This is a genomic window from Vibrio bivalvicida (assembly GCF_001399455.2).
Lineage (GTDB): Bacteria > Pseudomonadota > Gammaproteobacteria > Enterobacterales > Vibrionaceae > Vibrio > Vibrio bivalvicida.
This window is the reverse complement of sequence record NZ_LLEI02000010.1, coordinates 93676-120021: the sequence shown is the minus strand read 5'-3', so window position 1 is coordinate 120021 and position 26346 is coordinate 93676. Positions and strand designations below refer to the sequence as shown.

The 26346-nt window shown below is 40.5% G+C and carries 25 protein-coding genes and 1 pseudogene; 11 read left to right on the top strand and 15 right to left on the bottom strand.

Features of this window, described 5'->3' with window-relative positions:
- Positions 1 to 60: 60 nt before the first annotated feature.
- From hisH to APB76_RS01210, 15 genes and pseudogenes are all read right to left on the bottom strand, one after another.
- Entirely contained in the window at positions 61 to 687 is a 627-nt protein-coding gene (hisH, locus tag APB76_RS01280) for an imidazole glycerol phosphate synthase subunit HisH (protein ID WP_054962631.1), read from the bottom strand.
- A complete protein-coding gene (gene hisF / locus APB76_RS01275; protein WP_054962632.1) occupies positions 684 to 1445 on the bottom strand; it encodes an imidazole glycerol phosphate synthase subunit HisF in 762 nt (253 codons plus the stop codon). Before hisF ends, hisH begins: the two co-directional genes overlap by 4 nt.
- Positions 1446 to 1457: 12 nt before the next feature.
- Positions 1458 to 2618 carry an N-acetyl sugar amidotransferase gene (locus APB76_RS01270; protein ID WP_064429679.1) on the bottom strand — a complete coding sequence of 387 codons (1161 nt, stop codon included), beginning with the start codon at positions 2616 to 2618 and terminating at the stop codon, positions 1458 to 1460.
- The gene (locus APB76_RS01265) at positions 2615 to 3301 is read right to left on the bottom strand and encodes an acylneuraminate cytidylyltransferase family protein (protein WP_054962633.1); all 687 of its coding nucleotides are present in this window, start codon (positions 3299 to 3301) and stop codon (positions 2615 to 2617) included. The genes APB76_RS01270 and APB76_RS01265 overlap by 4 nt, the downstream gene beginning before the upstream one ends.
- Positions 3301 to 4368, bottom strand: a complete 1068-nt coding sequence (locus APB76_RS01260; protein WP_054962634.1) for a nucleotidyltransferase family protein — start codon at positions 4366 to 4368, stop codon at positions 3301 to 3303. The genes APB76_RS01265 and APB76_RS01260 overlap by 1 nt, the downstream gene beginning before the upstream one ends.
- A 25-nt stretch (positions 4369 to 4393) precedes the next feature.
- A complete protein-coding gene (locus APB76_RS01255; RefSeq protein ID WP_054962635.1) occupies positions 4394 to 4999 on the bottom strand; it encodes an acetyltransferase in 606 nt (201 codons plus the stop codon).
- Positions 4989 to 6065 carry an N-acetylneuraminate synthase gene (gene neuB / locus APB76_RS01250; RefSeq protein ID WP_054962636.1) on the bottom strand — a complete coding sequence of 359 codons (1077 nt, stop codon included), beginning with the start codon at positions 6063 to 6065 and terminating at the stop codon, positions 4989 to 4991. Before neuB ends, APB76_RS01255 begins: the two co-directional genes overlap by 11 nt.
- Positions 6066 to 6072: 7 nt before the next feature.
- The gene (gene neuC / locus APB76_RS01245) at positions 6073 to 7266 is read right to left on the bottom strand and encodes a UDP-N-acetylglucosamine 2-epimerase (RefSeq protein ID WP_054962637.1); all 1194 of its coding nucleotides are present in this window, start codon (positions 7264 to 7266) and stop codon (positions 6073 to 6075) included.
- A gap of 17 nt (positions 7267 to 7283) precedes the next feature.
- On the bottom strand, positions 7284 to 8435 hold the full coding sequence (locus tag APB76_RS01240; RefSeq protein WP_054962638.1) for a LegC family aminotransferase: 1152 nt from the start codon (positions 8433 to 8435) through the stop codon (positions 7284 to 7286).
- Between the two features lie 12 nt (positions 8436 to 8447).
- Entirely contained in the window at positions 8448 to 9638 is a 1191-nt protein-coding gene (locus APB76_RS01235; RefSeq protein WP_054962639.1) for a UDP-N-acetylglucosamine 4,6-dehydratase, read from the bottom strand.
- A 39-nt stretch (positions 9639 to 9677) separates the two neighbouring features.
- A complete protein-coding gene (locus APB76_RS01230) occupies positions 9678 to 10433 on the bottom strand; it encodes a hypothetical protein (protein ID WP_054962640.1) in 756 nt (251 codons plus the stop codon).
- Between the two features lie 172 nt (positions 10434 to 10605).
- Positions 10606 to 11681, bottom strand: a protein-coding gene (locus tag APB76_RS01225; protein ID WP_237767871.1) for an IS3 family transposase whose coding sequence is annotated in 2 segments (ribosomal slippage) — positions 10606 to 11432 and positions 11432 to 11681 — 1077 coding nt in all. Because the reading frame shifts where the segments join, the coding sequence is not laid out codon by codon here.
- Positions 11682 to 11765: 84 nt separating this feature from the next.
- Positions 11766 to 11915 (bottom strand): annotated as a pseudogene (locus APB76_RS22875) (transposase); the annotation flags it as partial.
- Between the two features lie 170 nt (positions 11916 to 12085).
- Positions 12086 to 13126 carry a hypothetical protein gene (locus tag APB76_RS01215; RefSeq protein WP_054962642.1) on the bottom strand — a complete coding sequence of 347 codons (1041 nt, stop codon included), beginning with the start codon at positions 13124 to 13126 and terminating at the stop codon, positions 12086 to 12088.
- On the bottom strand, positions 13095 to 14573 hold the full coding sequence (locus tag APB76_RS01210; protein WP_054962643.1) for an MBOAT family O-acyltransferase: 1479 nt from the start codon (positions 14571 to 14573) through the stop codon (positions 13095 to 13097). Before APB76_RS01210 ends, APB76_RS01215 begins: the two co-directional genes overlap by 32 nt.
- A gap of 385 nt (positions 14574 to 14958) precedes the next feature.
- On the opposite strand from APB76_RS01210, the gene APB76_RS01205 reads away from it, so the two are divergent.
- From APB76_RS01205 to APB76_RS01155, 11 genes are all read left to right on the top strand, one after another.
- The gene (locus APB76_RS01205; RefSeq protein ID WP_054962644.1) at positions 14959 to 15624 is read left to right on the top strand and encodes a hypothetical protein; all 666 of its coding nucleotides are present in this window, start codon (positions 14959 to 14961) and stop codon (positions 15622 to 15624) included.
- Complete coding sequence (locus tag APB76_RS01200; protein ID WP_054962645.1) at positions 15621 to 16088, top strand: YncE family protein; 468 nt, start codon at positions 15621 to 15623, stop codon at positions 16086 to 16088. Before APB76_RS01205 ends, APB76_RS01200 begins: the two co-directional genes overlap by 4 nt.
- Before the next feature lie 68 nt (positions 16089 to 16156).
- Positions 16157 to 17098, top strand: a complete 942-nt coding sequence (rfaD, locus tag APB76_RS01195; protein ID WP_054962646.1) for an ADP-glyceromanno-heptose 6-epimerase — start codon at positions 16157 to 16159, stop codon at positions 17096 to 17098.
- Positions 17099 to 17189: 91 nt separating this feature from the next.
- On the top strand, positions 17190 to 18956 hold the full coding sequence (locus tag APB76_RS01190; RefSeq protein ID WP_054962647.1) for a polysaccharide deacetylase family protein: 1767 nt from the start codon (positions 17190 to 17192) through the stop codon (positions 18954 to 18956).
- 164 nt (positions 18957 to 19120) lie between these two features.
- Positions 19121 to 20206, top strand: a complete 1086-nt coding sequence (locus APB76_RS01185) for an O-antigen ligase family protein (RefSeq protein WP_237767870.1) — start codon at positions 19121 to 19123, stop codon at positions 20204 to 20206.
- On the top strand, positions 20199 to 21239 hold the full coding sequence (gene waaF / locus APB76_RS01180; RefSeq protein WP_269085103.1) for a lipopolysaccharide heptosyltransferase II: 1041 nt from the start codon (positions 20199 to 20201) through the stop codon (positions 21237 to 21239). The genes APB76_RS01185 and waaF overlap by 8 nt, the downstream gene beginning before the upstream one ends.
- 4 nt (positions 21240 to 21243) lie before the next feature.
- Positions 21244 to 22281: a glycosyltransferase family 9 protein gene (locus APB76_RS01175; RefSeq protein WP_054962649.1), complete on the top strand. Its 1038-nt coding sequence runs from the start codon at positions 21244 to 21246 to the stop codon at positions 22279 to 22281.
- A gap of 10 nt (positions 22282 to 22291) precedes the next feature.
- Positions 22292 to 23083, top strand: coding sequence for a glycosyltransferase family 32 protein (locus APB76_RS01170; RefSeq protein WP_054962650.1), 792 nt, complete (start codon positions 22292 to 22294; stop codon positions 23081 to 23083).
- A gap of 21 nt (positions 23084 to 23104) precedes the next feature.
- Positions 23105 to 24379, top strand: coding sequence for a lipid IV(A) 3-deoxy-D-manno-octulosonic acid transferase (gene waaA, locus APB76_RS01165; RefSeq protein WP_054962651.1), 1275 nt, complete (start codon positions 23105 to 23107; stop codon positions 24377 to 24379).
- A gap of 14 nt (positions 24380 to 24393) precedes the next feature.
- On the top strand, positions 24394 to 25266 hold the full coding sequence (locus APB76_RS01160) for a phosphotransferase family protein (RefSeq protein WP_054962652.1): 873 nt from the start codon (positions 24394 to 24396) through the stop codon (positions 25264 to 25266).
- A 3-nt stretch (positions 25267 to 25269) separates the two neighbouring features.
- Positions 25270 to 26316: a glycosyltransferase family protein gene (locus APB76_RS01155; protein WP_054962653.1), complete on the top strand. Its 1047-nt coding sequence runs from the start codon at positions 25270 to 25272 to the stop codon at positions 26314 to 26316.
- The last annotated feature ends 30 nt before the right edge of the window (positions 26317 to 26346 follow it).

Below are 26346 nucleotides of genomic sequence, written 5' to 3'. Positions count from 1 at the left end.
TATGAGCCACGAATCCTTTCGTGGCTCTATTACGCAGAAGTCAACACATCTGAAGAAACGCTAGTCAGTAAGAAAATTCTCAAATATTCTTAACCCTACTTCTCCACTCTTTTCAGGGTGGAACTGGCAACCAACAACATTGTTTTTACCCACAATTGCTGGAATCACCTCATTACCATAGTGACTAAATGCAAGCAGCTCTTCGGCCTGATAACCACAAGCTCTGAAAGAGTGCACAAAATAAACCGCATCGCCGTTCTTTACGCCATCTGCTAGAGCAAATGGGTTGTCAGACAGACAGAGTTCATTCCAACCAATGTGAGGAACTTTAAGAACTTCGCCTTTGCTGTCAACAGAGGGAATTAACCCTATGCTTCCTTTCAGTAAACCCAATCCCTTAGTATTACCAAACTCAGAACTTTCTTCGAACAAGAGTTGCATGCCCAAGCAAATGCCCAAAATTGGGACGTTTTTATTCGCTAGGTCGATAATCGGATCAATCAAATCCAAAGCTTCAAGTTGCGCCATCGCAACCTTAAATGCTCCAACTCCTGGGATCACGAGCTTATCAACGTTTTGCACATCTTCTGGTGTAGAAACCAACTGAAACTGATAGCCTAAGTGAGTAATGGCTCGACAAACATTTTTTAAGTTGCCCGCACCATAGTCCAATACGCCGATTTTCATCTAAGTTTCCTCACATGCAGTCCATGGTTAAGACACTCACTATGGATCATCTCCATTGTCATCTTGTTGTAGTGAAGGACATCAGCCATCGCTACTGCATCTGCACCGTGATCGATGGCTTCCACAATATGGGAGCTAGAAGACATGCCTCCACTGGCTATAATAGGAACATTAACGCTGTTGGATACTAGCTTAATCAATTGGTTATCAAAGCCTTTTCCGGTGCCTTCATGATCAACCGACGTTAACAGTATTTCACCCGCACCATGGTCAACAGCTTTGTTCACCCATTCCTCAACCTCATATTGAGATTTCTCACGACCATTGTCTGTATATACCCACCAATCACCATTTTCATGGCGTGTAGCTTCTACAGAAAGTACAACGCACTGGCTGCCAAATACTTCAGCAATTTCAGACAGCAAGTTGGGGTTTTGCGTGGCAGCAGTGTTGATCGCAACTTTATCTGCACCACATCGAAGTAGGTGTCTCACATCCTCAACACTTCGAACCCCTCCACCTACCGTAATAGGTACAAAAACATTTTCGGCTGTTCGCTCGACAATATCACTAAGGTTATTACGCCCATACAAGCTCGCAACCACATCCATATAGATAATTTCGTCAGCACCTTGCTGATAATACTTGACAGCGTGCTCTTGAGGAACACCAATTTTTCGAAGTCCCTCAAGATGCACGCCTTTTATCAAGTGACTGCCTTTTACATCTAGACGAGATATAAGACGTACATTTTTCATACTTTTGGTAACCTATGATTTAGTTACATCTGTTTTAAGTTTCCATTCGACATCAACTTTTTCCCATAGGTGGTCACTACGCCAGCTATCAATGACCTCATGAAACTCTTCTTCCGTGATATCACAGTAATCTAGGAAAGTTTGGAAATGTTTAGTCGGGAACTCTCCGTCATAGCGATTTACTAAAGCAACACCCTCATCACGCTCAATTTTTCCATCACGAATTTCATGCGCACTATCTGATGTTGTACGACCAATACCAAACTTGATAAAAGCAAGGTAGTAGTGGAAACCATCAATTTGATCATCAAGGCTAGCATATTTAGAGTAAGTACCTTCAGAACGCTCAGTGTTAGGAGTGAAGCCAGTATTTTCCTTAGCGTAGTAATAACACTCTTGAGGATCCCAAAACTTGTAATAGCCAAAGAAATGAATCTCAGTATTATTATCACGAATAGCTTGCATAGGTGGAGCTTGGAAAGGGGCTAAATCAACTTCAGTAAGACCATGTTCTTTCCAAAACGATGGGGGCTTGCCTGAAAAGTAGTGGCCATCATGGTCAGCAATTTCACGAGTTGGTCTTGATGCGTTTTTCATGTCACCGCCATACTCTACTTCACCGTTTTCACCATACATGATCAACGACACATTATGTTGAATCGCCATTTTCATAGGGAAATTTGTTTGACCATAGATGAATGGTTGGAACGGGTCACCCATATATTTAAATGCTAGCTGAGTCAGTTTACGAGTAGTTTTTGGGTTTGGTGTACCTAGAATATGGTCAAAACCAGCTCTAATAAAGTTATCTAAGTTCTTACGTCCAAGCTCTGTTGGCAATAGAGGGGCCCACGTAACACAAAGTGGATTCATGTTGTATTTGTACTTTAACATGTGCGCTACAAAACTGCCGTCCTTACCACCGCTGCACGGTACAATAACATCATAGTTACCATCCGACTTACGATGACGATCACACAACTCTTTAAGCTCTTGCTCACGCTTGTCCCAGTCTATTTCGTTTCGTTTGTATTCTGCAAAATTACATGCACTACAAACGCCATTCTCATCCAACTTAATACGTGGACGTTGGTTCGAAATAGTACATTTCTTACAAAATTTCACTTCTGTTGGCAAATTATACATTTGCTGCACGTTTCTTTTTTCAATCATGCTTCACCTAAAATCAGCTGTGCTAACTTAAAATCGACTAAATCATCAATATCAATTGATGACTCTTTACTCATCAAGTAGGAAACTGAATCATCAAACAAAAATTTTCTTTCACTTAATAACTCTCCCGTCTCCGCTATATATATTGCCCCGTTTAAAACAAAGGCATCTTGTAGCTCTTGCCTACGGTTTAATGAAAGGCCGCCACTAAGAATGGGAGTTAAATATGCTTGCTCATCACGCCAAAAACACCATTGAGGGCTTTTATCTACTTTGGTAACACTCACCACAGAGTGAACATCGTCCTTTTCAAAGAGCTCTACAGCCTCAATAAGGTGATTTGACGTTCTCAATGGGGACGTTGGCTGCAATAGACAAATTGCGTCAAATTCATCGCCTAACATATCCAAGGTATAAGTAATAGTATCAAATATAGGGGATTCGTCTGAGCTCAAAAAATCAGGTCTTAAAAATGGAACTTCAGCACCCCACTGTTGTGCTACTTCCCCAATTTCTACACTATCTGTGGATACTACTACTCTCGAAAACTTTTGCGATTGAACTGCCGCTTCAATCGTCCATGCAATCATTGGCTTTCCACCTAATGATTTGATATTTTTACCGGGCAACCCTTTACTTCCAGCGCGAGCGGGAATAATCGCTAGTATTTTCTCGCTCTGCATTAGTCCAAGACCCCTAAAGTATGAATTTCCATTTGAGCTCTATTGAAATCGTCCATTCGTCCGATATCAAGCCAGTACTCATGGATTGGAAACATCAACACGTTTTTACTTTCATCAATGTGCCGCTCAAGTAGTGTTGGCATATCTATACTACAGCCTTTTTCAACTGATTTGACTATATCTGAGGATATAACGTAGATGCCTGCATTTACGAAGAACCTTTGGATAGGCTTCTCTACCATCGCTGTAACCTGACTACCATCCCCCTCAACAACTCCATAAGGTATTTGATAGTCGTATTCGCGAACACACATAGTCGCGTCAGCATCGTTTGATATATGGAAGTCAAGTAGGCGTTCAAAGTCTACTTTAGTTAGAACATCTCCATTGATCATGATAACTGGCAAGTTATTAGGAAGTTCGCTTTGAAGCAAACCTAAAGCCCCACCAGTTCCTAGAGGAGTGTCTTCATGTACATATGTTATATTTACGCCAAATTTATGACCATATTCAAAATGTTCGACTATTACTTCTGGCATGTAGTGCGTGGATATATAAAAGTTTACGAAGCCGGCTTTTTTGAAACTGTTTATCAGCGTTTCCAAGATAGGCTTATCCCCTATCTTAAGCATTGGTTTAGGGCAATTATCAGTTAGTGGCCGTAATCGAGTTCCAAAGCCTCCCGCCATAATAAAAATCGGATTCTGACGCTTTCTTTCGGAATGGACTAGAGCACCATGTAAAGTCTCTAGACCCACAAGTCTACTGCCTTGGAGAATTGGAATAAATAGAAAGTCAAGCTCATTCATTTTGGCAATGAGCTCTTCCCTTGAAGTGCCAGCTTGCGCAGTATACGGATTATCATTCATCACCCTATTGATAGGAGTTTCCAAACTTTCACCTTCGAGCAAACCGCGCCGAATATCCCCGTCAGTGACCACCCCTTTGAGGATTTTATCGTCATCAATAACAAGCGCAACTCTTAAACCTTCAACGTCAAGAATCTCTAATACATCTCTAATAGTTGAGGTTTCTTGAACTAACGAGCGTTTCCAATTATCAATCATTTTAAACTACTTAATAACTTACTTTTTATAATCTATCACGTCTGATAGTTTCACCTGCACCAACTACCATGTTCATACCTAGACGAACATTCTGTATAACAGTCGCACCAGCTCCAATAAAAGACCCCGAGCTACAGAGAGCTTGCCCACATATAATAGCTTTTGGAGCAACATGACAAAAACTTTCCACAACACTATCATGTTCTATAATTGCGCCAGTATTGATAATACTGTGCTCTCCAATCGAAGCCCCTGTATTTACAACTACATTAGGAAAAACTTGAGCACCAGTAGATATTTTTGCATAAGATGAAACAATTGCAGTTGACGCAATCACAGTTTCAAAACTGTATCCAAGATCCAAATAAAAACTTGTAAGATTTTGCCTCAACCTGCAGTTTGGCATCATTCCGATACCATTAACTAGCAATACACTTTCACGTGAAAAAGAGAGTATATCATCATCATTTTTTAAATGTGTAATACCGGAGAAAACTTTACGCTCGGCTAGATTCTCTGGGCTAATTATTGCTTGAATTTCTCGCCCTTGGCTGAGCAAAATATCAGCTAAAACAGATGCATGACCCCCCCCACCAATCAGGATTATGGGAAGCTTACGTTTAACCCTCAAGTATCATATCCCCAACTTTATATTGCTTTTTGACCTTAGTCCCAATGAGATCCCAATAAAGATATGGAGACAAACCGCTACCTGGGCGCTTAATTGTAAGGTTGGATTCTGTCAGCTCTTCACCTTCTTCGATGTCCGTTGCTGCCACTAAGCTCTTTCGGGCTACTGATTTGTTCTTCACTTCAGAAACTGTTGGTGCTTTTACGCTAGACCCTAATGCAATCTCAACCTGACGGATGGCTTTAACCATTGCCTCTAGCTCGTGTGGCTCTAAAGAAGCTTTGTGGTCTGGACCTTCCATGTTTTTATCTAACGTGAAATGCTTCTCTATTAAAACAGCACCACGAGCAACAGCCGCAATTGGAATCGTTATTCCTTCACTGTGATCCGAATAGCCTGCCGCCAAATCAAATGCTCGCCCTAGCGTATCCATTGCTCTTAGGTTGATTTCTTCCATTGGAGCAGGATATTCCGTCGTACAATGAAGAATTGTTACTTTTTCTTTTAGCGCTTTTTGACCAACGTCTGATGCGTAAGCTTCTTGGAAACCTAGCATAGAAGGTTCTGCTTTTTCATCTGCTGTATAGCCGAAAGCGATCACTCCAAGAGCCGTCTCAATTTCAGAAAGTGTTGCCATACCTGTTGATACAATAAGATCACAACCAGTACGAGCATGAGCCAATACAAGAGGAGCGTTCGTTAACTCACCGGAAGGCAACTTCAAGCGCGTTAAACCCAGATCATTGACTAAGAAATCTAAACTTTCTAAATCGAAAGCTGTTGATAGAAACTCAATACCAAGGGACTCACAGTATTTGACGAGATCATGGTGAGTCTCGTATGACAGCTCTAAACGGCTTAACATCGCTAACTGAGACTCTTGCTTTTGAGTATTTGCTACTTGATATTCGGCTTGCTTAGCCTCTTCAGTAACTAGGTTTTTTGCTTTAAAAGTTTGAAACTTTACTATATCCGCTCCAGCTTTGTGAGCAGCATCGACCAAAGCAAACGCTAATTCTTCTTGGCCGTTATGGTTTACACCCGCTTCGGCAATAATCAAAGTCATTATTGTCTCACTCTACTTTCTTGTTTAAGTCAGGTTCAATGTTTACATCATAAAACGACTTACAAGGATCAAAATCCAGCCCTTTAATCATCTCTATGACTTGCTTGCTACTATCACCTTGCCCGTAGGGGTTAGCAATACTCGCATCTTCAGCTTTATACTTTCGGCTCACAGCGAAGCCAATCGCTTTACTGATGGATTCTTTCGTAGCAGTGGCATTTAGGACACTTTTTGCAGCCAAACGTCCCTTTTGTCTGGACCCTATATTCACTGTAGGAACATCAAAGGCTGGTACTTCAATAATACCACTAGACGAATTACCAATAACTGCAGCAGCATGTTTCACCGAGCTCAGATAACGAACTTGCCCTAGTGATGGGATTGCCAATACGCGTTTGGGTTGACTTGCCGCATAATCTTCTAGCATTGGGATAATGCGTCGACCACCGTCATCTGCGTTTGGATAAGTCAATATGACTTGATGATCAGGGTATTCATCTAATGAGTTTAAAAGCGATTGAAAGCTTTCCTCTGGAGATTCACATCCCAATGTAACAGGATGATAGGTAACAACAAAATAAGGTTCCGTGAGTTCAAAACTTAGTGATTCGCTCAACTCAGAAACGGTCATAAAAGACTCTCGGTTTAGGTGGTCTAAACCAATTGCACCAATATTTCTTACACGTGCTGGCGATTCACCAAGTTGAATCACTCGGTTTCGATATTCGTCTGTTGATGTCCCATGTAGGTAGCTCAACTTGGTAATCGCATGACGAATCGCATCGTCATAGGCACCTTCCGTGATCTCACCACCATGAAGGTGAACAATCGGAATACGAAGTATCATGGCCGTTTGTGCTGCGGCCAGCGCCTCAAAGCGATCACCAAGGATGACAAGAACATCTGGCGCTAGTCGCGACAATGCGTCGGCAAAACCTAAAACCCCCAACCCCATACTTTTCGCTGTTCCTACTGCGGAATCAGATGACAACAAAATCTCTATTTTCTCATCGATATTGAAGCCATCTTGTTCAATTTGTTTGTAAGTATCGCCAAACTCCGGTGACAGGTGCATACCAGAAACAAGCAATTGAAGTGTGAGGTCAGGATCGTTTTGTATGTCCTTTAAAAGCCAAAAGAGCAGACCATACTCTGCTCTTGTACCAGTAAAGACCGCAACTTTTTTATGTGTCTGCGTCATGTGTGTATTAAACCTAATTAGCCTTTGATTTCCACTGGGGTACTTGGGAGATTGATTAGGTGTGCCTCAACAAACTCTGAATAAGTGAGGTCACCACGTATTGCATTCTCAAACATAGGTAACCTGTGCATTAGCTGCCAAATCGGTCGAGTCATCACACCTGAATTATTTGTGCCTGTGAGTACCTCTTCGCGGCTCTCTTTGTCCGGACAAATGATTGCATTTAGCCAGTAGTTTGACTGCGCATATTCTGGCTCAGTGACAAATTTAAAATCTGTTCCGTTAAAGAAATCCTTGTAGCCTTTTGCAAGTAGCCTTTTCTTTTTCAGGTATTTATCAATGACTTCCATCTGAGCACAGCCAAGAGCTGCATTCAGGTTTGGCATACGATAGTTGAAGCCAGGTTCATCATGGAAGAACTCATAGGGATGAGGTACTTTTGCAGTCGTCGTGACATGCTTAGTACGCGCACCAAATTCTTGAGTCTTACATAGCACCATGCCACCACCACCAGTGGTTATGATCTTATTACCATTGAAGCTAACAGCACCAAAATCACCTATAGTACCGGTGTGCTTGCCCTTGTAGAATGAACCAAGACTCTCTGCTGCATCTTCAACCAAAGTGATGTTCCATTTCAAGCAAACGGTAATCAGTTCATCAAGTTCTACAGGGTGACCGAACGTGTGCATTGGTACAACGGCTTTGATTCTGCTGCCTGTTTTTTTATGGATACACCCCGCGTCTGTAACTTCAGCATTCTCTTCTAAAAATTCATCCACAGCCTTAGGGCACAACCCTAAGCTCACTGGAGAGACATCCAAAAAAATAGGTTCAGCCCCCATATGATAAAGAGCATTGCAGGTGGCAACGAACGTCAATGCTTGCGTAATGACCAGATCGCCTCTTTGAACATCAGCCATGTACAATGCTGCATGCAATGCTGCTGTGCCATTCACTGTCGCTACTGCTTTGGCGGTACCAGTATAAGCTTCGATTTTTCTTTCAAAATCATCAACAAACTTGCCGACGCTAGAAACAAATGTACTTTCAATCGTTTCCATTACGTACGCTTTTTCGTTGCCATCAAACGTTGGTGCATGTAAGGGAATAAATTCGTCTGTTTTGTAAGTATCTCTCACAAATTCAACAATAGATGTCGCTTTCATTGAATACTCCACTTACATCTTGCTATCGAGGTATCTACCCGTTTCTTTGTGTCCAAAATCAGGGATCATGGTAAAGAACAGTTCCACAATCTGCTCTTTAGTCCAAGCTCGCTCACCTTTCATCTCAGAAATACTGTTTTCAAATAAAGTTAGAAGTTCTTGCTCATAAAGAGGATCATTTTTGATGATGCCCAGATTTTCGAATCGAGACATATCCAGCTCTTCTTTATCTGTAAAAAACTCTTCGAAGTCTTTTTCACCAGTTGTGTCACTTGCAGTAAACAAACATGGCCACTTACCCTGCTCTGGAAGTGTATGCGCAAGTTGGCGTGCTTCTTCTTCTGTTTCACATAGGTGGGGCTCAAAACCAAGTTGCTCTAGGTATTTCACCGCAATATCAGCAAACGAAATAAGGTGCAGAGCTTCACTCAGTTTCGGGAAGAAAATGTCACGGTTTTCGCCAAAGATACAAGACATTAAACATAGTTCTCCCGACTCTTGAGGAGTAACAAAGTAACGCTTGATGTCGTTTGGGGCCACTATAGGTTGGCGCTTTTGGATACGTTGGTTAAATCCGTGAAGCAAAGAGCCATCAGAGAATGCCACATTTGCAAATCGAGCAGTTGAGATTGCCATTTGCTCGCTTTTACGCATCAGGAACATTTCCATAATACGTTTGGACGCTCCCATCATATTGACTGGATTTGCAGCTTTATCCGTTGAAACACAAAAGTACTTTTTCGCGCCAGCATCAATAGACTGTTGGATCGTTTTGTCTGTATTAAAGACATTCACATCGATCATGCGCATCAATGTGTAAGGATCTTTTTCGCTTCTAACATGCTTAAGCGCAGATAAGTTCAGTACATAATCGAACTTACCATCGGCTTTAATGAACGCGTCGTACTCTAGAGAACCAATGTCCAAAGCAAATGTTTGGAAGTCACCATCAATGTAACCAAACGAACTACGGATATCCCTAACAAGCTCTACCATGTTGTTTTCACTAATATCAACAACATGCAGCTTCTTGGGATTACGTTTAAAAATCTCTTTGGTCACGGCTTGGCCAATCGAGCCTGCGCCACCAAGAACTAAGAAGCTTGATTTAGATACTATCTCAGTAAGAGAGTCTTCACTTTTTTTGATATCTTCTAAGAAAAGGGGAACTTTGCGACCTATTAAGCCAAGAACATCTGCCATAATATACGTATTCCTTATAAGAGTTTCATTTTCATCGTCTTAGTTACGGCGAAATAATGAATATAGCAATATGATTGCTATAGAAAAAAACATTCCGAAAACACCGCCCGCAATTGACAAAGCCTGCGAGTTATCCTTTGTATTTTGAGACTCAACCACGGATTTAACCTCGAACAAGGCTAGGTGCTCCAAAGTGGCTAGTTTGATTTTCCTCATAACAAGTAACTTATAAGCAGCTTGTCTCTCCATGGGAGTCTCTGCTTTATCGACAACATCTTGTACGACATTAAGTTGCGTACCAACACGCTTTACCTCATAAAGTTTTAGTTGCTCATGTAACGTGTTTAGGTACCTTTTCATTAGCCTATCAGCTTCACCCTGACTTTTTACCGTTCTCAGACTGATGTTGACTTGAGTACTAGAGTCAATGTCAACTCTAAATTTTGAAAAATCTATATCTTGAAATCCAACAGCAGTTTTCATTGCTTGTTGAAAAGCTGGTAAGTTGATAATGTGAGCTAAAGTTGGATTTTCAGAAGTTATCCACACCCCTTTATCAAACCCTGCGTCTTCATAAAAGCCATACGGGTCAGAAGTTGCAACAATAGTTGCTTGACTTTCGTAACTCATCTCTTTTTTATCCAAGCCATACAAGCCGCATGCAAACGCGATGGATGTGGCCGATAGGATTACCCACCATTTCTTCTTCCATATCAAGCTCAAAACTGACTTTACATCTACAAATTCATTATCATCGTTGTGATGTAGCTTATTCGTATGTTTAGAATTACACATTTTTAAAATTGTCCATAGTGCCTAGACTCAAAATAATAAAGGTGGGGCGAAATTGTATATTAGTTGAGTTTCTTTGGCTACAAGATGCTTTTGACATACACTAAGCCTAGAGTAGTGGTCAACTGACCTTTCCCCGAGATTAATACCACCGCCTCGATGACGTTTCCCATGTTTACGCCGCTTGATTGGCATAATCAATTGGCGACATATAATTTAGAGAGCTATGTGGTCGAATATGGTTGTAGTGCTCTCTCCATAGTTTTGTTTCGTACCTTGCTTCATCCAGAATGCGGAACCAATGCTGATTGAGGCACTCATTTCTGAACTTGCCGTTTAAACTTTCCACGAACGCGTTTTGAGTCGGCTTACCTGGTTGTATAAAGTCCAAGATTACCGAGGTTGTCTTAGACCAATAGAACATGGCTTTACTGGTGAATTCCGTTCCGTTGTCGCAAACAATGTGGTTAGGCTTGTCACGCACTTCAATCAGTTGAGTCAAAAAGCGAGCGACTTGCTGTCCACTGATTGATACAGATACAAGTTGCCCGACGACTTCTCGTGAATAGTCATCAATGACATTGAGAATGCGAAAGCGTCTTCCACTGCTCAGTTGGTCGGAGACAAAGTCCATCGACCAACGTTGGTTCAATCTGCTTGGAACATCCATGACCAATCGAGGGCGCTGTAGCTTTTTCCGTTTCTTCGTCCTGACTTGCAGCCCTTCTTCTGTGTAAAGGCGATACGTATGCTTCTTGTTCACAACCAAGCCCTCAGCCTTTAGTAAGCTATGGAGCATCAAGTAACCGTAGCGAGAGTATTGCGCCGCGAGTTCTTTCAAGCGCCCACGTACGTCTATGTCTGACGCGGCTTTAGGATGGTATCGAAACGCCGTTCGACTCAAACATGCAAGCTTACAGGCCGCTCTTTCGCTTAACTGGTGAGTATCAATTAGGTGGCGGACAATGAGCTTTCGAGAAGATGGCGTTAGAACTTTTTTGAGACGACGTCCTTCATCGCTTCAACTTCAAGTAACTTCTCGGCGAGCAGTTTCTTGAGCTTGTTGTTCTCAGACTCAAGCTCACTTAAGCGTTTCGCTTCGTTGACTTCCAAGCCTGCATACTTGCTACGCCAATTGTAAAACGTGCCCGATGATATCCCCATGTCACGACAAATGTCGTCTACCTTAGCACCAGCTTCGTGCTGCTTTATCGCTTTAATGATCTGTTCTTCCGTGTATCGTTTTTTCATTTAGAGATCTCCATTATTTCTAGTGTATTAGAAATCTCATCGAAGTCATGGTGCTAATTCAGGGGGAAAGGGTAGTCTCTCTTATTTAAGCTGCCTTACCCACTTGTCCATAGCAGATTTGCTCACATTTATAGCTCTAGCTGCTTAGACCACGGAGTAACCTTGGTCAACAACTAGCTGGGCTGCTTCAAGTTTGAACTCTGGACTGTAAGTTCTTCTCGTACACTTTGTTATAGTTCTACCTGTTGTGTACGAGGTACATCGTAACACCACTAGTCCGGTGGCCAAATTCACTATGTCACTATACTTGTGAAATTTACTGGCTTTGTTACACTCGGATTAAGAAAGCTAGAGAAAAAACAACTTTCTTATAGCAATAATTGTACACTTGAACTCCAATTTTTCTAATTAGTCATGCCAAATTCTTCAATCCACGTAGATAATTGTTTGGTTAATTTTTCAGATCCCGATTGATTGAGATGTAACTGATCTGAAAAATACTTCTCTTCCCAAAAAAAATCATATTCAGGAAAGTGTACATACTCATTGTTTTTTGCCTGATTCATAATCAAGTTTTTGTAGTAAGCGTGGATATCAGAAAAGCTCGGATCTAACATAAATTCTTGAGGCCAAGGAAAGTCATAAACTATGACATTTATTTTATTTTGTGCGGCAATTTCAAAAAAACGCGACATATACACGAAATATAAACTATATCCTCTCTCTAAGCCTTTAGAATATCCCCCAATTACTACTTCATCTTTAGTGATAGTTTCAGTGCCTCGAGATAAGTAACCAAAATTACTTGCTCTAAATAAACGTTCATTATTTTCACTAATGCTAGATACTTGTCTGGCAAGCTCCTTGGGATTTGATAACTCTGTTACAAGATTAGGAGCTCGATCTCTGTACCTCAAAAAGCTGAGCCTTGTGCCAAAGTACCATTCTAGAGCTTCTCTAAATGTAACCAACTGGCTAGAATATGCATCTATTACTTGCCATAATTTAGGCTTGTAGTAGGTTAGATAGATGGACTTCATCCATTCTTCCCCCCCTAGCAAATAGAAACTGAAGTTAACTACAATTGCACTAGGGCGTTTATCTACATTATCCAGATAATCTCGGACAATAAAGTACGTAAATGGTGCCTGCATCCCAGGCCGACCTAAGTTATATACGTCAGCTACCTTTTCATCGCTCGATAGCAAATTTGACAACATTGCGCTATCAACACCCTGTTGTGTTCTACTATCTCCTATCGCAAGAAAATCGTAATCTCTATAGACTTGTTCATTGTCAGATATAGAGCGGCCAATATTGCTATTACTATCAAAATGAGTCATCAATTTATCTGTAATCATACTCATAGCAATAACTACAATTACAAATATTGCTAAGGTAATTAGAGCTTTTTTAGAACTGAAAATATATGAATTGCTTTCCATCACTCGCTCCAAAGGTTAATAAAGAGAAAAATAAAACCGCATATACAGAGCCTTTAGCCCAAGATTTCCAAGACAATTCAAACAAGTGATCTGATTTAGAATATTGAAAAATTTGAACCATCAAAAGCGGTGTTATGTAAAATAGTAGTTTAATAATATAACCAATGGAGTCCCCAATATATAACTCAAACACTCTATCAATAAGCGTCAACCAATCATGATTATCTAAAACTAGTTCTGTAGTGTAGCGCTCTAAACCAGAAATAAAGGAGTAGAGATAAGTGTAAACTTCACCAACGCTGTTTACTCTAAACAATAACCATCCAAAACATACTATATGGAAAGTCACGATCACCCTTAAAGTCGCAGACCTCTGTCTCCACCAAGAAGTTAGCCAGGAGTCCTTGAGAATATACTCAGATGCCATGATTACACCATTATAAGCCCCCCAAAAAATGAAGTTCCAACCGGCCCCATGCCAAAGACCGCTTAACAACATGGCAATTATCAAGTTTTTGCTTGTGAATAATTTACTACCACGACTTCCTCCAAGTGGAAAGTATATATAGTCTCTAATCCAATTTGACAATGTTATGTGCCACCGAGTCCAAAATTCGCGTAAACTTTTTGAAAAATAAGGAAGATTGAAGTTAATAGATAGCTCAAAGCCCATCATTTTTGCAAGACCTCTAGCCATATCTGAATAGCCAGAAAAGTCACAATAGATTTGAAATGAAAAGGCATATAAAGCAATCAAAAGGCTTAAAGAGTCATATGAAGAAGGGTTTGCAAAAACGGGGTCTGCTATATTAGCTAGATTATCTGCAATGAATAATTTTTTAAACACTCCCCAGCCAAAAAGCCTAATTCCCACGAAAAAACAGGAAGCAGTAACCACTCGAGATTTATGAAACTGAATCAATAGATTGCCAGCTCGCTCAATCGGACCTGCAACAAGTTGTGGAAAGAAAGCAACGTAAGCAGAAAAATTAATGAAGTTTTTTTCTGCAGTTATCTTTCGATTGTACACATCGATTGTATAGCTAAGCGTTTGAAATGTATAAAATGAAATTCCGGCAGGTAAAATAACTTCTAGAGTAAAAGGTGATAAAGACCAACCTATTGATGTGGTCAAATTGACAAATGACTCTGCAAAAAAGTTAAAATACTTAAATGTTGCAAGGATACCTATATTCGTCACTATGCTAACTAATAAGAAAAACTTACTCTTACCTTTCTTATTATTACATTCTTCTATTTTATTAGAAACAAAAAAATCCACCAATGTGGATACTATCAACAAACCTAGAAATCTATAATCCCAAAGGCCATAAAAGAAATAACTAGCAGCTATTATTAGTTTATTCTGACGAACCCTCCCCATCATAAGATACACTAAAAAAAACAATGTAAAAAAAAGCAAAAACTCCAATTCAAAAAATAACATTATTAGCTACCAAAAAATACACGTCAACATTGAAACCAATCAAAAAAACAAGTCACGAGAAAATAACCAAAGCCCCATAATACCAAGCTTTTATGGAAGATCATATGCTCTAACATTTTATTACCTTTACCATGAGTTGTGAAGCTTAATTTACCTAAAGTCGTAATTAAACGACTAACTCCGACTTTATCTCATCGACTTACGTCTATAAGCTTTTTATAGCTGCTCAAAGCTAATCTACACCTTATGGCACCTAGCTTTATAGCTAGCCATAAAGCTAGGTGCCCAGATACTTTCCTGTCGAACAATCAAGTTAAGCAATTATAGCTTGCACCAAGTAATAACTATTGATTATCATCGAGAAAAGCATTTATTAAGGTCAGGCATGTTTATCAACTTATTGCTTTCTAGCCTCGTATTATCAGCAGATCTACATTCACCTCAAACACATTCTGATGTCGAAACTACAGCGGCTATGATTCTTGAAAATATCCAATACACCAACCAAGAAGCAAAGGAAGCTTTGAAACAAAACCTGAACTTCCACGATACCGTAACGCAAATTTATAGTACGCAGCCTCATCTAGTTTCGGAAGCAATTCACAAAATATACAACAATAAGCACTCATTATTTGACAACGTAAGTTCAGATCAGATCATCTACACATACGATGATCATGGTATAGATTTCTATACAAAAGCAGAATATCATGTAGCAGCACCTACGTGTAAGGGCGAAGCACCGGACTTTGAAATCCTTACCGCAGTAAATTTTGGACTCAGAGGATATAAATTTGATCCTATCCAGTGTGTATCAGAAGAGGTCGGACAGTACAATACTGCCTACTACTCTGTTTCATATGATAGATTTTCGGGTCGAATTGCATTTTCTATTCCTGGGCAAAATAAAATTGAGATATATGACCATAAGTTCAATTTAGAGAAAGTAATTAATGGATTTCAAGCAACCACGTGGAGTTTCACGATCAAGACCTATGGTTTGTTGCTACTAAAAATAACGAATGGGATCGTGCTTCGCTTTATCAGTTGACCATAGAAGATAACTCTATTGAACAATTCCTAGATGAAGAAATTGCCGATAGTCGAGGACTAACATTCTCAGATAAGTTTATAGCTGTAAGTGATGGTTTTAACGGAAGGGTTATTTTACTTGATATCAATACCAAGGAAAAAGCTACAGTTTTGAATGGATTACAATACCCCAATGGCATTAGTTTCACCAAGGACCATCATTTATATATTGTTGAAGAGCACAAAAATGTCATACGAAAATTTGACATTGCTGACTGGTCAGAAGTTTGGCGTTCGCCTAAATTTCAACTTCAATCACCTTCTAGTGCCTATGAGATCGAAAGCGGCATGTATCAAGGCAAGCTACTGATAGCAGAAGCGGATGGAAATCGCATTTTTATCGTTGAGCCAAAAAAATGGAAAGTACTATACGAAATAAACAACTTAAGGTCTGTACTGAAGGCGATTCCTGTTTATAACTAGCTCACGCTTTAAAGCGAGATCGTATATGATAATATGCATGTCTCAACATCTACACTTGGTAAATTACTATGATCATCGTAACTGGCGGTGCTGGCATGATTGGCAGCAATATCGTTAAAGCACTTAACGACAAAGGCATTAATGACATTCTTGTCGTTGACAACCTTAAAAATGGTAGAAAGTTTCAAAACTTAGTTGACCTAGATATCGCTGACTACATGGATCGTGATGACTTCCTCACTCAGATCATGGCTGGTGATGACTTCGGGCCAATCGACGCAGTTTTCCATGAAGGCGCATGCTCAGCCACCACAGAATGGGATGGTAAGTATGTCATGCTCAACAACTATGAGTATTCAAAAGAGCTACTTCATTATTGTCTAGAGCGTGACATTCCATTTCTCTATGCTTCTTCCGCAGCCACTTATGGTGAAACTGATACCTTTATCGAAGAAAAAGAGTATGAAGGCGCATTAAATGTGTACGGTTACTCAAAACAGCAGTTTGATAACTATGTACGTCGAATTTGGCAAGATGCTGAAGAGCACGGAGAAACACTTTCTCAAATAACAGGATTCCGTTACTTCAATGTTTATGGTCCTCGTGAGCAACATAAGGGCTCTATGGCATCTGTAGCCTTCCACCTAAACAACCAGATGAACGCAGGTGAGAATCCAAAATTGTTTGAAGGTAGTGAAACCTTCCAGCGTGATTTCGTCTATGTTGGTGATGTGGCAGCTGTTAACCTTTGGTTTATGGATAATGGTAAATCTGGCATCTTCAATCTAGGTACCGGTAACGCAGAGTCATTTGAAGAAGTGGCTAAAGCGGTGATTACGTTCCATGGCAAAGGTGAAGTAGAAACTATTCCATTCCCTGAGCACCTAAAAGGCGCATACCAAGTGTTTACTCAAGCAGACCTAACAAAACTACGTTCTGCGGGTTGTGACCATCAGTTCAAAACCGTTGCTGAAGGTGTTGCTGAATACATGAAAATCATCAATTCTTAGATCTCTTAGGGGTGACATAGATGTCAACTAAGCGATATGCTCACCCGCTCATCGATAACCTGCTTTTCTTTCGAATCAATAGAGTTAAATAATGAATATCTTAATGGCACTCTCGCAGTTAGAGGTCACAGGTGCAGAAGTTTATGCCACAACGGTTGGCAACGAACTAACTGCTAGAGGGCATAACGTTCATTATGTGTCTGACACTTTAACAAAACCTTTCAAAGGCGAATATTTCAAGCTACGTTTCAACAAACGCAGTATCCCTCGCCGTTTTTGGCATGTCGCTTATCTAGTCTATTTGATTAAGAAACATAAGATTCAGCTTGTCCATGCTCATTCTCGTGCTTCCAGTTGGAGTTGCCATGTTGCATGCAAAATCACCGGTACACCAATGGTCACTACCGTACATGGTAGACAACCTGTTCATGCATCACGAAAGAAATTTCATGCTATGGGAGATAAGGCCCTTCCTGTATGTGAGGCGATTAGAGATCAATTAGTTTCCGAATTAGGTGTTTCAGAAAAGCAGCTAGAGGTAAGCAGAAACGGTATAGAAACAGACAAGTTCATCCGGCTAGAAGCTCCGGAGAACGAAAAACCTATTATCTCCATTATTGGCCGTTTAACAGGCCCTAAAGGAGACCTTTGTTATCGGTTGCTCGATGAGTGTCTAGACACCGACTCCTACGATGTGAAAGTTATCTCAGGATCTCAAATAGAATCTCGTTTTGATAAATTTAGACAGCGAGTAGATTTTTGTGGCTACACCAATGATATAGCCTCTGTTTTAGCTACTTCCGATCTCGTGATAGGTGCAGGTCGAGTAGCAATGGAATCTCTACTGTGTGGAAGACCCACTCTTGCGATAGGTGAAGCAGAAGCGATTGGTTTAGTTGATAACAGCAATATTAAAGAAGCAATGGCAAGCAACTTTGGTGATATTGGTCCAAAAGATCTAGATATAGATTTTTCATCAATTGAACAGCAAGTGAAACTCGGTCTACAAAACAAGTATTGTTACAAAGAAGTCGTTGATACGATAAAAGAAAACTATAGCCTAGCGAAGATAGTAGACCAAATAGAAAGCACCTACCAAACAGTTTACGTCGAGAAGCTGCGTAAAGAGATGCCAATCATTATGTACCACCGCTTTATTAAGGATGACAGCGAAAAAGGTGTACATGGCACATATTTACATGTTGATATGCTAGAAAAGCATTTCAAGTTAATCAAAAAGATGGGATTTGAAACTGTTACTTTTGAGGATTTAGCGGACAAAGGCCTAATTAGTCGGCTAGAATATGACAAACGCTATATCGTTATCACTGTTGATGATGGATATAAAGATAACTATGACCTACTTCTCCCTCTGCTACAAAAGTATAACTTCAAAGCCGTTGTGTATGCGGTTACAGGTGAAACCTTTAATCGCTGGGATGTCGAGGTTGCTCATAATCCTGAAAAGTCGGTAACACTAATGAATGCCAATGAGCTTAAAGCCTTATCCGATTCCGGGCATGTCGAGGTTGGAGGGCATACTGTCAGCCACCCCCATTTAAGCATTTTATCCCCAGAAGAACAAAAAGTTGAGATTAAGAAAAATAAGGAAGATCTGGAAGATTTGTTAGGTAAGCACCTAACTTCTTTTGCATACCCATACGGCTCACTAGATGCTGATTCAAAAAAAATCACAGAAAAGCTTGGCTATCAGTTTGCTGTAGCAACCAACAGTGGTCCGTTAGCCACACATCTAGATCCATTCCAGATTCGTAGAATTGCGATTTTTCCAAGAACTAATGTATTCGGTTTATGGAGAAAAATCCGCGGCAAATACTTGTTCAATAAAATCAAGTGAATATATTGATGACTCTAAATTATAATTGTTTATACAGGCACACTATCTGTTGGAGCCTTTTTTTTGTACCCGCGCTCCTATTATCCACTCCCAACTTTAGTGTCATTGCTATTGTTATATCAATCTTCGCGTCAATAGGATACCTGTTGCTAAATAAACGAGCTATGAAGCTCAATAACTTTGACAAAGCAGTTGTACTTACCCTTTCATGTTACTTTTTAGGTGCCATTCCAGTAGCATTAGCAGATGGCACAACTACTCGTTATTTTCAAGGTGGAGCTAGACTACTACTATGCATCCCTATTTACCTGTCTTGTAGATATTATTTATCTAGAGCTACCTTCTCACTAAGGGAGTATTTAGAATACGGTGTCATTATTGGCTCCCTACTAGCACTACTTCTTGCACTATATCAGCATTTTATCCTCAAAATGGCTAGAGTCGATGGTTTTCTATTCAGTATTAACTTTGGTTTTTTGGCATGTAGCTTAGGCTTTTTAGCTCTTACTTTAAGCTTCTCATCTAATAGAAGAATCTGGTTATCACTAGCATTTGGAATGTGCTTAGTTTCGATAGCTTTAACTCTTACCCGCGGAGCAATGTTTGCGGTACCTTTATTGTTAGTTGTTTGCGCCATTGTCTACATAAAGAAAGTCAGTATTAAACTAGTTACATTGGGAGCAATCGCGTTCATTGTTAGCAGCTTCTTAGTTTATAATTACATCGATGTCGTTAAAAACAGAATCGACACTACAATTCAAGAGTTCTCGTACATAGCCTCAGGAAATATTGAACTCTCGGTATCCGCTGGAGAACGCCTACAATACTGGTTTGGAGCGACAGAAGCCTTTAAAGAGAGCCCTTTTTATGGATTGACCTATGCGGAGAGAGAACAAGTAAATCACCATCTATTTCTCTCTGGAGAAATGGGGGAAAGAGCGTCAAAGGTTTCACGAGGGCACGCTCACAGCCAATACTTTGAAATGCTCGCTAGCAATGGACTTTTGGGCATCTTTAGTCTTTTTGCTGTTTTTATAGCTCCATTTTATATTTTTTATCGTCACTATTTAAAAACCGGGACCGATTTTTCTGCCGTTGCGGCAGTCTTTGTATTAGGCTTTGCTATTTTTGGCCTAACTGAAGTGCCGCTAACCGCTAACTTACTAGGTTCTTTTTACGGATTCATGCTAGCCATATTCTTTGCTATTGTAGCTTCTGAAAAAGGTAAAAATCTTGATAGAAGTGAATAGACCTACGAAAGCTCTCGTCATTGGTCCATCATGGGTTGGCGATATGGTAATGTCGCAAAGCCTTTATTCGACTTTGAGACAGTTGTACCCAAGTGCAGAGATAGATGTCCTTGCCCCAGCATGGTGTAAACCTATCTTGGAGCGCATGCCAGAAGTCAATCGAGCCATCGAGATGCCAATGGGTCACGGTGAGTTCAACCTAAAAGGCCGCTGGCAATTAGCTCGAACGCTGGCTAAAAAGGGATATAGCCACGCTTATATTCTGCCTAACTCAGCTAAATCTGCTTTGATTCCATTTTTCGCAGGTATCAGTTCAAGAATAGGCTGGAAGGGAGAAATGCGTTATGGTCTACTCAATGACTTACGACCAGATAAACGAGTTTTCCAATACATGGTCGAGAGATATGTTGCTTTAGCACACTCTAAAGGTGAGATGCTTAGCAACGTCAGACTAGCAAACTGCCCTAGACCTAACCTAACTATCGACTTATTAAACCAAAAAAATGCGAGATCTCGCTTAGATCTAGAGAGCACTCGACCTATTATAGGACTGTGTCCCGGAGCAGAATTCGGCCCAGCTAAGCGTTGGCCCGACCCTTACTATGCACAAGTCGCTCAGTTTGCAATTGAAAATGGCTATCAGGTTTGGCTATTTGGCTCAGCCAAAGACAGAGATGTCTGTGAGCTCATTCGCTCAAAATTGTCGAATGAGCAAGCTCAATTATGTTTCAACTTAGCAGGTGAAACGTCTCTGATTGAGGCTGTCGATCTATTGGCGGCGTGCCACACGGTCGTCAGTAATGACTCAGGATTAATGCACGTCTCTGCAGCCGTCGGTTGTAATATCGTAGCAATTTATGGTTCAAGTTCACCAAAATACACACCCCCACTCACCGATAAGCTAAGAATGGTGCACACTGATATAGATTGTCGGCCATGCTTTAAGAGAGAATGCCCTCTAGGTCACCTAGACTGCCTAAACAAACTAACACCAAACATTGTTATTAATGCCTTAAAAGAGTTTATCGGATAACACTATGAATCACTTATGGTTTGAGCGCGGTGCTTACGCCTCTTCAACTGCGCGTCATTACCTTGCAAATGAGTTTGCCCCCGAGAAAGTAAAGAAAATTGCGATTTTTCGTCATGCCGCACTAGGTGACCAAGTGATTGCTCGTCCAATGCTAGTAGAAGCTAGGAAGTTTTTTCCTAACGCTAAAATAACACTAGTAGGCGTATCGAACTACCAATATGGTGCCCCTTATGATTTAGCGGATGAAACTATTTTTATGTCTGGGCGTCATAAGAAAAAAGAACTGACATTGAAAGAGCAAATTGCTGAGTTCAAGCAACTTGAAGAGCAGGATATTATCTTCGATGTTGCTGGCACAAGTCGTTCATACTGGATGACTCTGTTTAGCAAAGCAAAGCTCAAGTTTGGATTCCCATACAAGCCTTACCTTTGTGGCTCTCTCTATAATATCGCAGTGTTTCGCTCTGACTATCAACCAGAGCTAGAAGTGATGCTAGACATGTTAAAAATGCTTGGCCATAACCCTCAGCGGCCACTCGATTTCGCGTACCCTAATCACTACAAACTGTACAAAGAAGAAAAAGGGAATAAGCCAAAAATTCTTTATTTCAATGGCGCTTCAACTAAAAGTAAAATTCTCTCAGAACAACAGATGAAGTCACTCATTGAAGAAGCCATTGAGATATTGCCTAGTTATCAGCACGTCTATCTAGAAGGAAAAAATGATTTTGAGAAAGGTGATTTCCTCAAGCATTTAATCGGTAAGGATAACTTTGAAATTCAAGAGTGCCTTCCTTTAGAGGAGTTAGTAGAATACTCTGCGCGAGCAAGGTTGGTGGTTGCCCCAGACACAGGGATCAGAAATATAGCAATTGCAACCCATACACCAACAGTCGGCATTTTTTATTCGACTGTTCCATTTCGCTATACTCCACTAGAAGATGACCATCGGATTGTCATGAATGTAAATGGCGATATCCCAAGTAACAGCCAAATTCTTTCAGTGGTTCAGCAAGCACTGTCAACACAGAACAACGCCTAAAAGGTCAAACATGAACACATTTCCAATCTTAATTTCCAACAGAGCCGTAAAACTGGTTGGTAACCTCTTCAAGGTATTGTCGTATCCGTTTCACTTTGTTTTTCCAAAACTTCGCTTTACGATCCCTGAATACTCTGCAGCTAAGGTTCATACAAATCGCGAAAGCAATGTAACCAAAATTATCTGGCAGACAAACTTTTCCAACAAGTCGACCTTACCTGTCTATCTTAATTATCTCTTCAATCGCTTGATGTCGCTCGATTATGATTATCGATACGTCAGCACAGAAGCTCGAGGAGAGTACCTAAAAAACAACGCATCTCCTGACGTGTACGAAAGCTATATGAAGCTTAACGATGGCGCGGCTCAGGCTGATGTGTGGCGCCTCGCTGTCTTGCACAAAGAGGGGGGGATCTATATGGATATCGACGCAACTTTAGTGTGGCCTCTAAAACGAATTTTGGCTGGTATCGAGTCTGCGTTGTTTATCAAGATAAAGAACAATACCGAATACACGAACTACTTTTTAGCAACTGAACCAAACAATCCTATATTCAAAGAAGCACTAGACATTATCGTTGACAATGTTATGAATTACGCTCAAGGCGAACGTGTCAAAGGTGTTTTTGATACGACAGGTCCTATGGTGTTGAACAGAGTTCTCGAAAACAAAGAGGCTCAATCTCGTGACCGAAACTATGTGTGTATCCAAGGCTCATTCACTAACGAATACTTTCAATATATGGATAAACCACGTGGTAAATGGACTCATTTAGATCCAGATGACTTAATCAAGAAATAACGACTAAGCAGGTTATTCGCATTGATCTTCAGACTCGTCTATACAGTGCTACTCGCTCTTGTATCGCCACTGTTTATCTATAGCCTCTATAAGACCAAGTCGGGTAAGCCTAGAATAGGCTCTCGATGGAAAGAGCATTGGGGTGTCACCCCGGCTCTTCCTTACAGGGAGAGCCCAGTTTGGATTCATGCAGTGTCTATGGGGGAAACAATAGCTGCTACGCCTCTAATTTATAAGCTAAAAGAGCAATACCCTGAGATAAACATCGTTCTTACAACTACGACAGCAACAGGGGCAGAGCAAGCTAAAAAGCTGGGAAAACTCGTAACACATAGGTACATGCCTTTTGATTTTCCTTTTGCTATTAATCAATTCCTTAAAGTGACGAAGCCTTGTCAGCTAATCATTATGGAAACTGAAATCTGGCCAAATACATTGCATCTCTCAAATCACGCAGGCATTCCTATAACAATAGTGAATGCACGCCTCTCCAATAAGTCGTGCAACGGTTATAAGAAGGTTCCGACTCTAGCCAAGCAACTTAACCGAAGTCTTAACAGGATAATTTGTCAGTACCCTAACGATGCAATCAATTTTAAAAAGTTAGGTGTGAATACTGAGAAACTATCCGTCTCAGGTTCAATTAAGTTCGACATAAAGGTTAAACAAGAAACAAAAGCCAAAGGTCAGAAACTTAGAAAAACACTTGGCTCTTCTCGTCCAGTTTGGATTGCAGCAAGTACGCATGAAGGTGAAGATAAGGTAGTTCTCTCTGCACACGCCTCTCTTCTCAAGCATAAACCTGACGCAATTCTTATTCTGGTGCCTAGACATCCAGAACGGTTCTCTAAAGTAAAATCTCTTTCTGAAGCGAGTTTTCCTACTGTTTCAAGAAGTAGTGGAGAGAAAGTCACTACTTCAACTCAAGTCTACCTTGGCGATACTATGGGAGAAATGCTTGAACAAATTGAAGCATCAGACATTTGTTTTATGGGCGGAAGCCTTGTTGGTGATAAAGTGGGTGGGCACAACTTATTGGAACCAGCAGCATTGGCAAAAGCAACTTTAACTGGCCCTAGCTTTTATAACTTTCAAGATATTGCGCAAGCCTTGATCGCACACGATGCATGTTCGGTTGTAAAAAGTAGCGAAGAGCTCTTTGAAAGCTTGCTGTCTCTGTTTAACAATGACTCACTTAGAACTAATAAAGGTCAGGCAGCATTGGAGTTTGTGCAAAACAACTCAGGCGCTATAGAAACTACCATTCGCCTTATCGGGAATCTGGATAATAAATAAGGTTGTAGCTAGATATGCGAGAAATAAACAGTAAAATTCAAGCTGCCTCTCACTCCGGTGCAGTACTTGAAGTAATTCAAGAATCAAGTTCCTATCTTGTGCGAAAAAAAATTTATTCCTCGCTAGATAGAAACTACGAAGCCATTATAAAGCAACGCAACTTTAAATCCTTAGTGACGCCATCTTATACGATCTCTGCAATTCCTGTGCTTGAAATAAGCAAGACGGACAAAGAGCTATCTGTTTCTATGCCATTCATTGAAGGTCTAGGGGGTGAGCAAGTTGCCTATAAAGGCTCTAAAACAGTCGCGAAAAACTTAAAAACGGCACTAGACTTTTACTTAATCAATTCCGTATCCCAAAGTGAAGATGGCGTTTACCCGGTTGAAGCGGTTCGACAAAAGATATTATCAATTAAAGAAAATCTTTCGGGAAAAGAAACTACATTACCTAATGCACAAGTTCACATAGAAACATTGCTCAACTATTGCACTAACGACTTGGAACTACCCTTAGGCATATGCCATGGAGACTTAACCCTATCCAACCTCAAAGTTACTGAAGATAATCAACTAACTTTATTCGACTTTCTTAGCTGTGACATTAATAGTCCTTTACAGGACGCAGCTAAGCTTATCCAAGACTTCGACTTTGGTTGGAGCTTCAGAAAAGAAAAAGCAAGTGTCAGAATTAAAGGTGAGATTTTTTGCGAGCATGCTAAACCATCTTTCTTAGCTACATTAGAAAGGCTATTTGAGTATGAGATGAGAATTATTGAAGCTCTCACCATACTTAGAATCGCACCATATATCCAAGACCACGATGATGTTACTATTACTTGGTTTAATTGGGCAATGACCAAGACTATGCAAAAAATAACAGGATAACTTATGTTTACATTAATTTTACCCGTCGCGGGGCGCTCTTCTCGATTTCCAAACATGAGACCTAAATGGCTTCTGACTATGCCAGATGGAAAACTAATGCTTGAGAAATCGATTGAAGCTATTGACCTAGAGAAGTTTGATCGCGTAGTTATCGTCTGTTTACAAGAACATTTGGAAAAGTACACGTCTCAAGAAGTTGTCTCGGAAAGCTTTATTCGCGCAACAGGGGTAGATCCAGATTTTGTTGTTTTACAAGAGCCAACCTCATCACAATCAGAGACTATCTATCAGGCGATCAAACAAGGTCAAATAGAAGGCTCATTCTTTATCAAAGACTGCGACAATAAGTTTTCATGTTCTCCAGAACCAATCAATGCGGTCACTACCATTGACCTCAACGATATTGAGCTTGTAGATGCCAAAAACAAGAGTTATGTAGAAGTTGACTCTTTAGGGGTTATCTCGAACATTGTAGAAAAAGAAGTTATCAGTAACTTTTTTTGTTGTGGTGGCTATAGTTTCCGCTCCGCCCAAGAGTTCTGCTCCACTTTTGAAAACATTTCATCTGACAAGGAAGTGTACATTTCACACGTAATATACAAGATGCTAATGTTAAATGAAGAGTTCGTCCGTCGCTCAGCATCTGAGTACGTTGATTGGGGCACGCTGCGCGAGTACCGCCACTTCTGCAAAAAACATATGACAGTCTTCTGCGACGTAGACGGTGTCCTGCTTAAGAATGGCAGTAAGTTTGCGAAGAATGGCTGGAAAACTCCTGGGCTAGAAGCAAACCTAACTAAAATTGCGGAACTACAGAAAGATGGTGGCCTATTTTTAGTATTAACGTCATCAAGGCCTGAAAGTGAAATTGAGTACACAACTCAAGAGCTAGCAAAATTTGGAGTACGAGTTGACCGATGCTTATTTGGTTTACCACATACTCGTCGTTACCTAATCAACGACCACTCAGCAACAAATCCATACCCATCCGCAGTTGCTATTAATCTAGAACGAGATAGCGATACATTAAGCCACCTCTTTGATGATTAATTAGTTTATGCCCAGTCGACTATTATGCCT

Excerpts from the sequence above, each read along its gene's own strand:
- hisH (WP_054962631.1), bottom strand. The coding sequence starts at position 687 with ATGAAAATCGGCGTATTGGACTATGGTGCGGGCAACTTAAAAAATGTT.
- hisF (WP_054962632.1), bottom strand. The coding sequence starts at position 1,445 with ATGAAAAATGTACGTCTTATATCTCGTCTAGATGTAAAAGGCAGTCAC.
- APB76_RS01270 (WP_064429679.1), bottom strand. The coding sequence starts at position 2,618 with ATGATTGAAAAAAGAAACGTGCAGCAAATGTATAATTTGCCAACAGAA.
- APB76_RS01265 (WP_054962633.1), bottom strand. The coding sequence starts at position 3,301 with ATGCAGAGCGAGAAAATACTAGCGATTATTCCCGCTCGCGCTGGAAGT.
- APB76_RS01260 (WP_054962634.1), bottom strand. The coding sequence starts at position 4,368 with ATGATTGATAATTGGAAACGCTCGTTAGTTCAAGAAACCTCAACTATT.
- neuB (WP_054962636.1), bottom strand. The coding sequence starts at position 6,065 with ATGACTTTGATTATTGCCGAAGCGGGTGTAAACCATAACGGCCAAGAA.
- neuC (WP_054962637.1), bottom strand. The coding sequence starts at position 7,266 with ATGACGCAGACACATAAAAAAGTTGCGGTCTTTACTGGTACAAGAGCA.
- APB76_RS01240 (WP_054962638.1), bottom strand. The coding sequence starts at position 8,435 with ATGAAAGCGACATCTATTGTTGAATTTGTGAGAGATACTTACAAAACA.
- APB76_RS01235 (WP_054962639.1), bottom strand. The coding sequence starts at position 9,638 with ATGGCAGATGTTCTTGGCTTAATAGGTCGCAAAGTTCCCCTTTTCTTA.
- APB76_RS01230 (WP_054962640.1), bottom strand. The coding sequence starts at position 10,433 with ATGTGTAATTCTAAACATACGAATAAGCTACATCACAACGATGATAAT.
- APB76_RS01215 (WP_054962642.1), bottom strand. The coding sequence starts at position 13,126 with ATGGAAAGCAATTCATATATTTTCAGTTCTAAAAAAGCTCTAATTACC.
- APB76_RS01210 (WP_054962643.1), bottom strand. The coding sequence starts at position 14,573 with ATGTTATTTTTTGAATTGGAGTTTTTGCTTTTTTTTACATTGTTTTTT.
- APB76_RS01205 (WP_054962644.1), top strand. The coding sequence starts at position 14,959 with ATGTTTATCAACTTATTGCTTTCTAGCCTCGTATTATCAGCAGATCTA.
- rfaD (WP_054962646.1), top strand. The coding sequence starts at position 16,157 with ATGATCATCGTAACTGGCGGTGCTGGCATGATTGGCAGCAATATCGTT.
- APB76_RS01190 (WP_054962647.1), top strand. The coding sequence starts at position 17,190 with ATGAATATCTTAATGGCACTCTCGCAGTTAGAGGTCACAGGTGCAGAA.
- APB76_RS01185 (WP_237767870.1), top strand. The coding sequence starts at position 19,121 with ATGAAGCTCAATAACTTTGACAAAGCAGTTGTACTTACCCTTTCATGT.
- APB76_RS01175 (WP_054962649.1), top strand. The coding sequence starts at position 21,244 with ATGAATCACTTATGGTTTGAGCGCGGTGCTTACGCCTCTTCAACTGCG.
- APB76_RS01170 (WP_054962650.1), top strand. The coding sequence starts at position 22,292 with ATGAACACATTTCCAATCTTAATTTCCAACAGAGCCGTAAAACTGGTT.
- APB76_RS01160 (WP_054962652.1), top strand. The coding sequence starts at position 24,394 with ATGCGAGAAATAAACAGTAAAATTCAAGCTGCCTCTCACTCCGGTGCA.
- APB76_RS01155 (WP_054962653.1), top strand. The coding sequence starts at position 25,270 with ATGTTTACATTAATTTTACCCGTCGCGGGGCGCTCTTCTCGATTTCCA.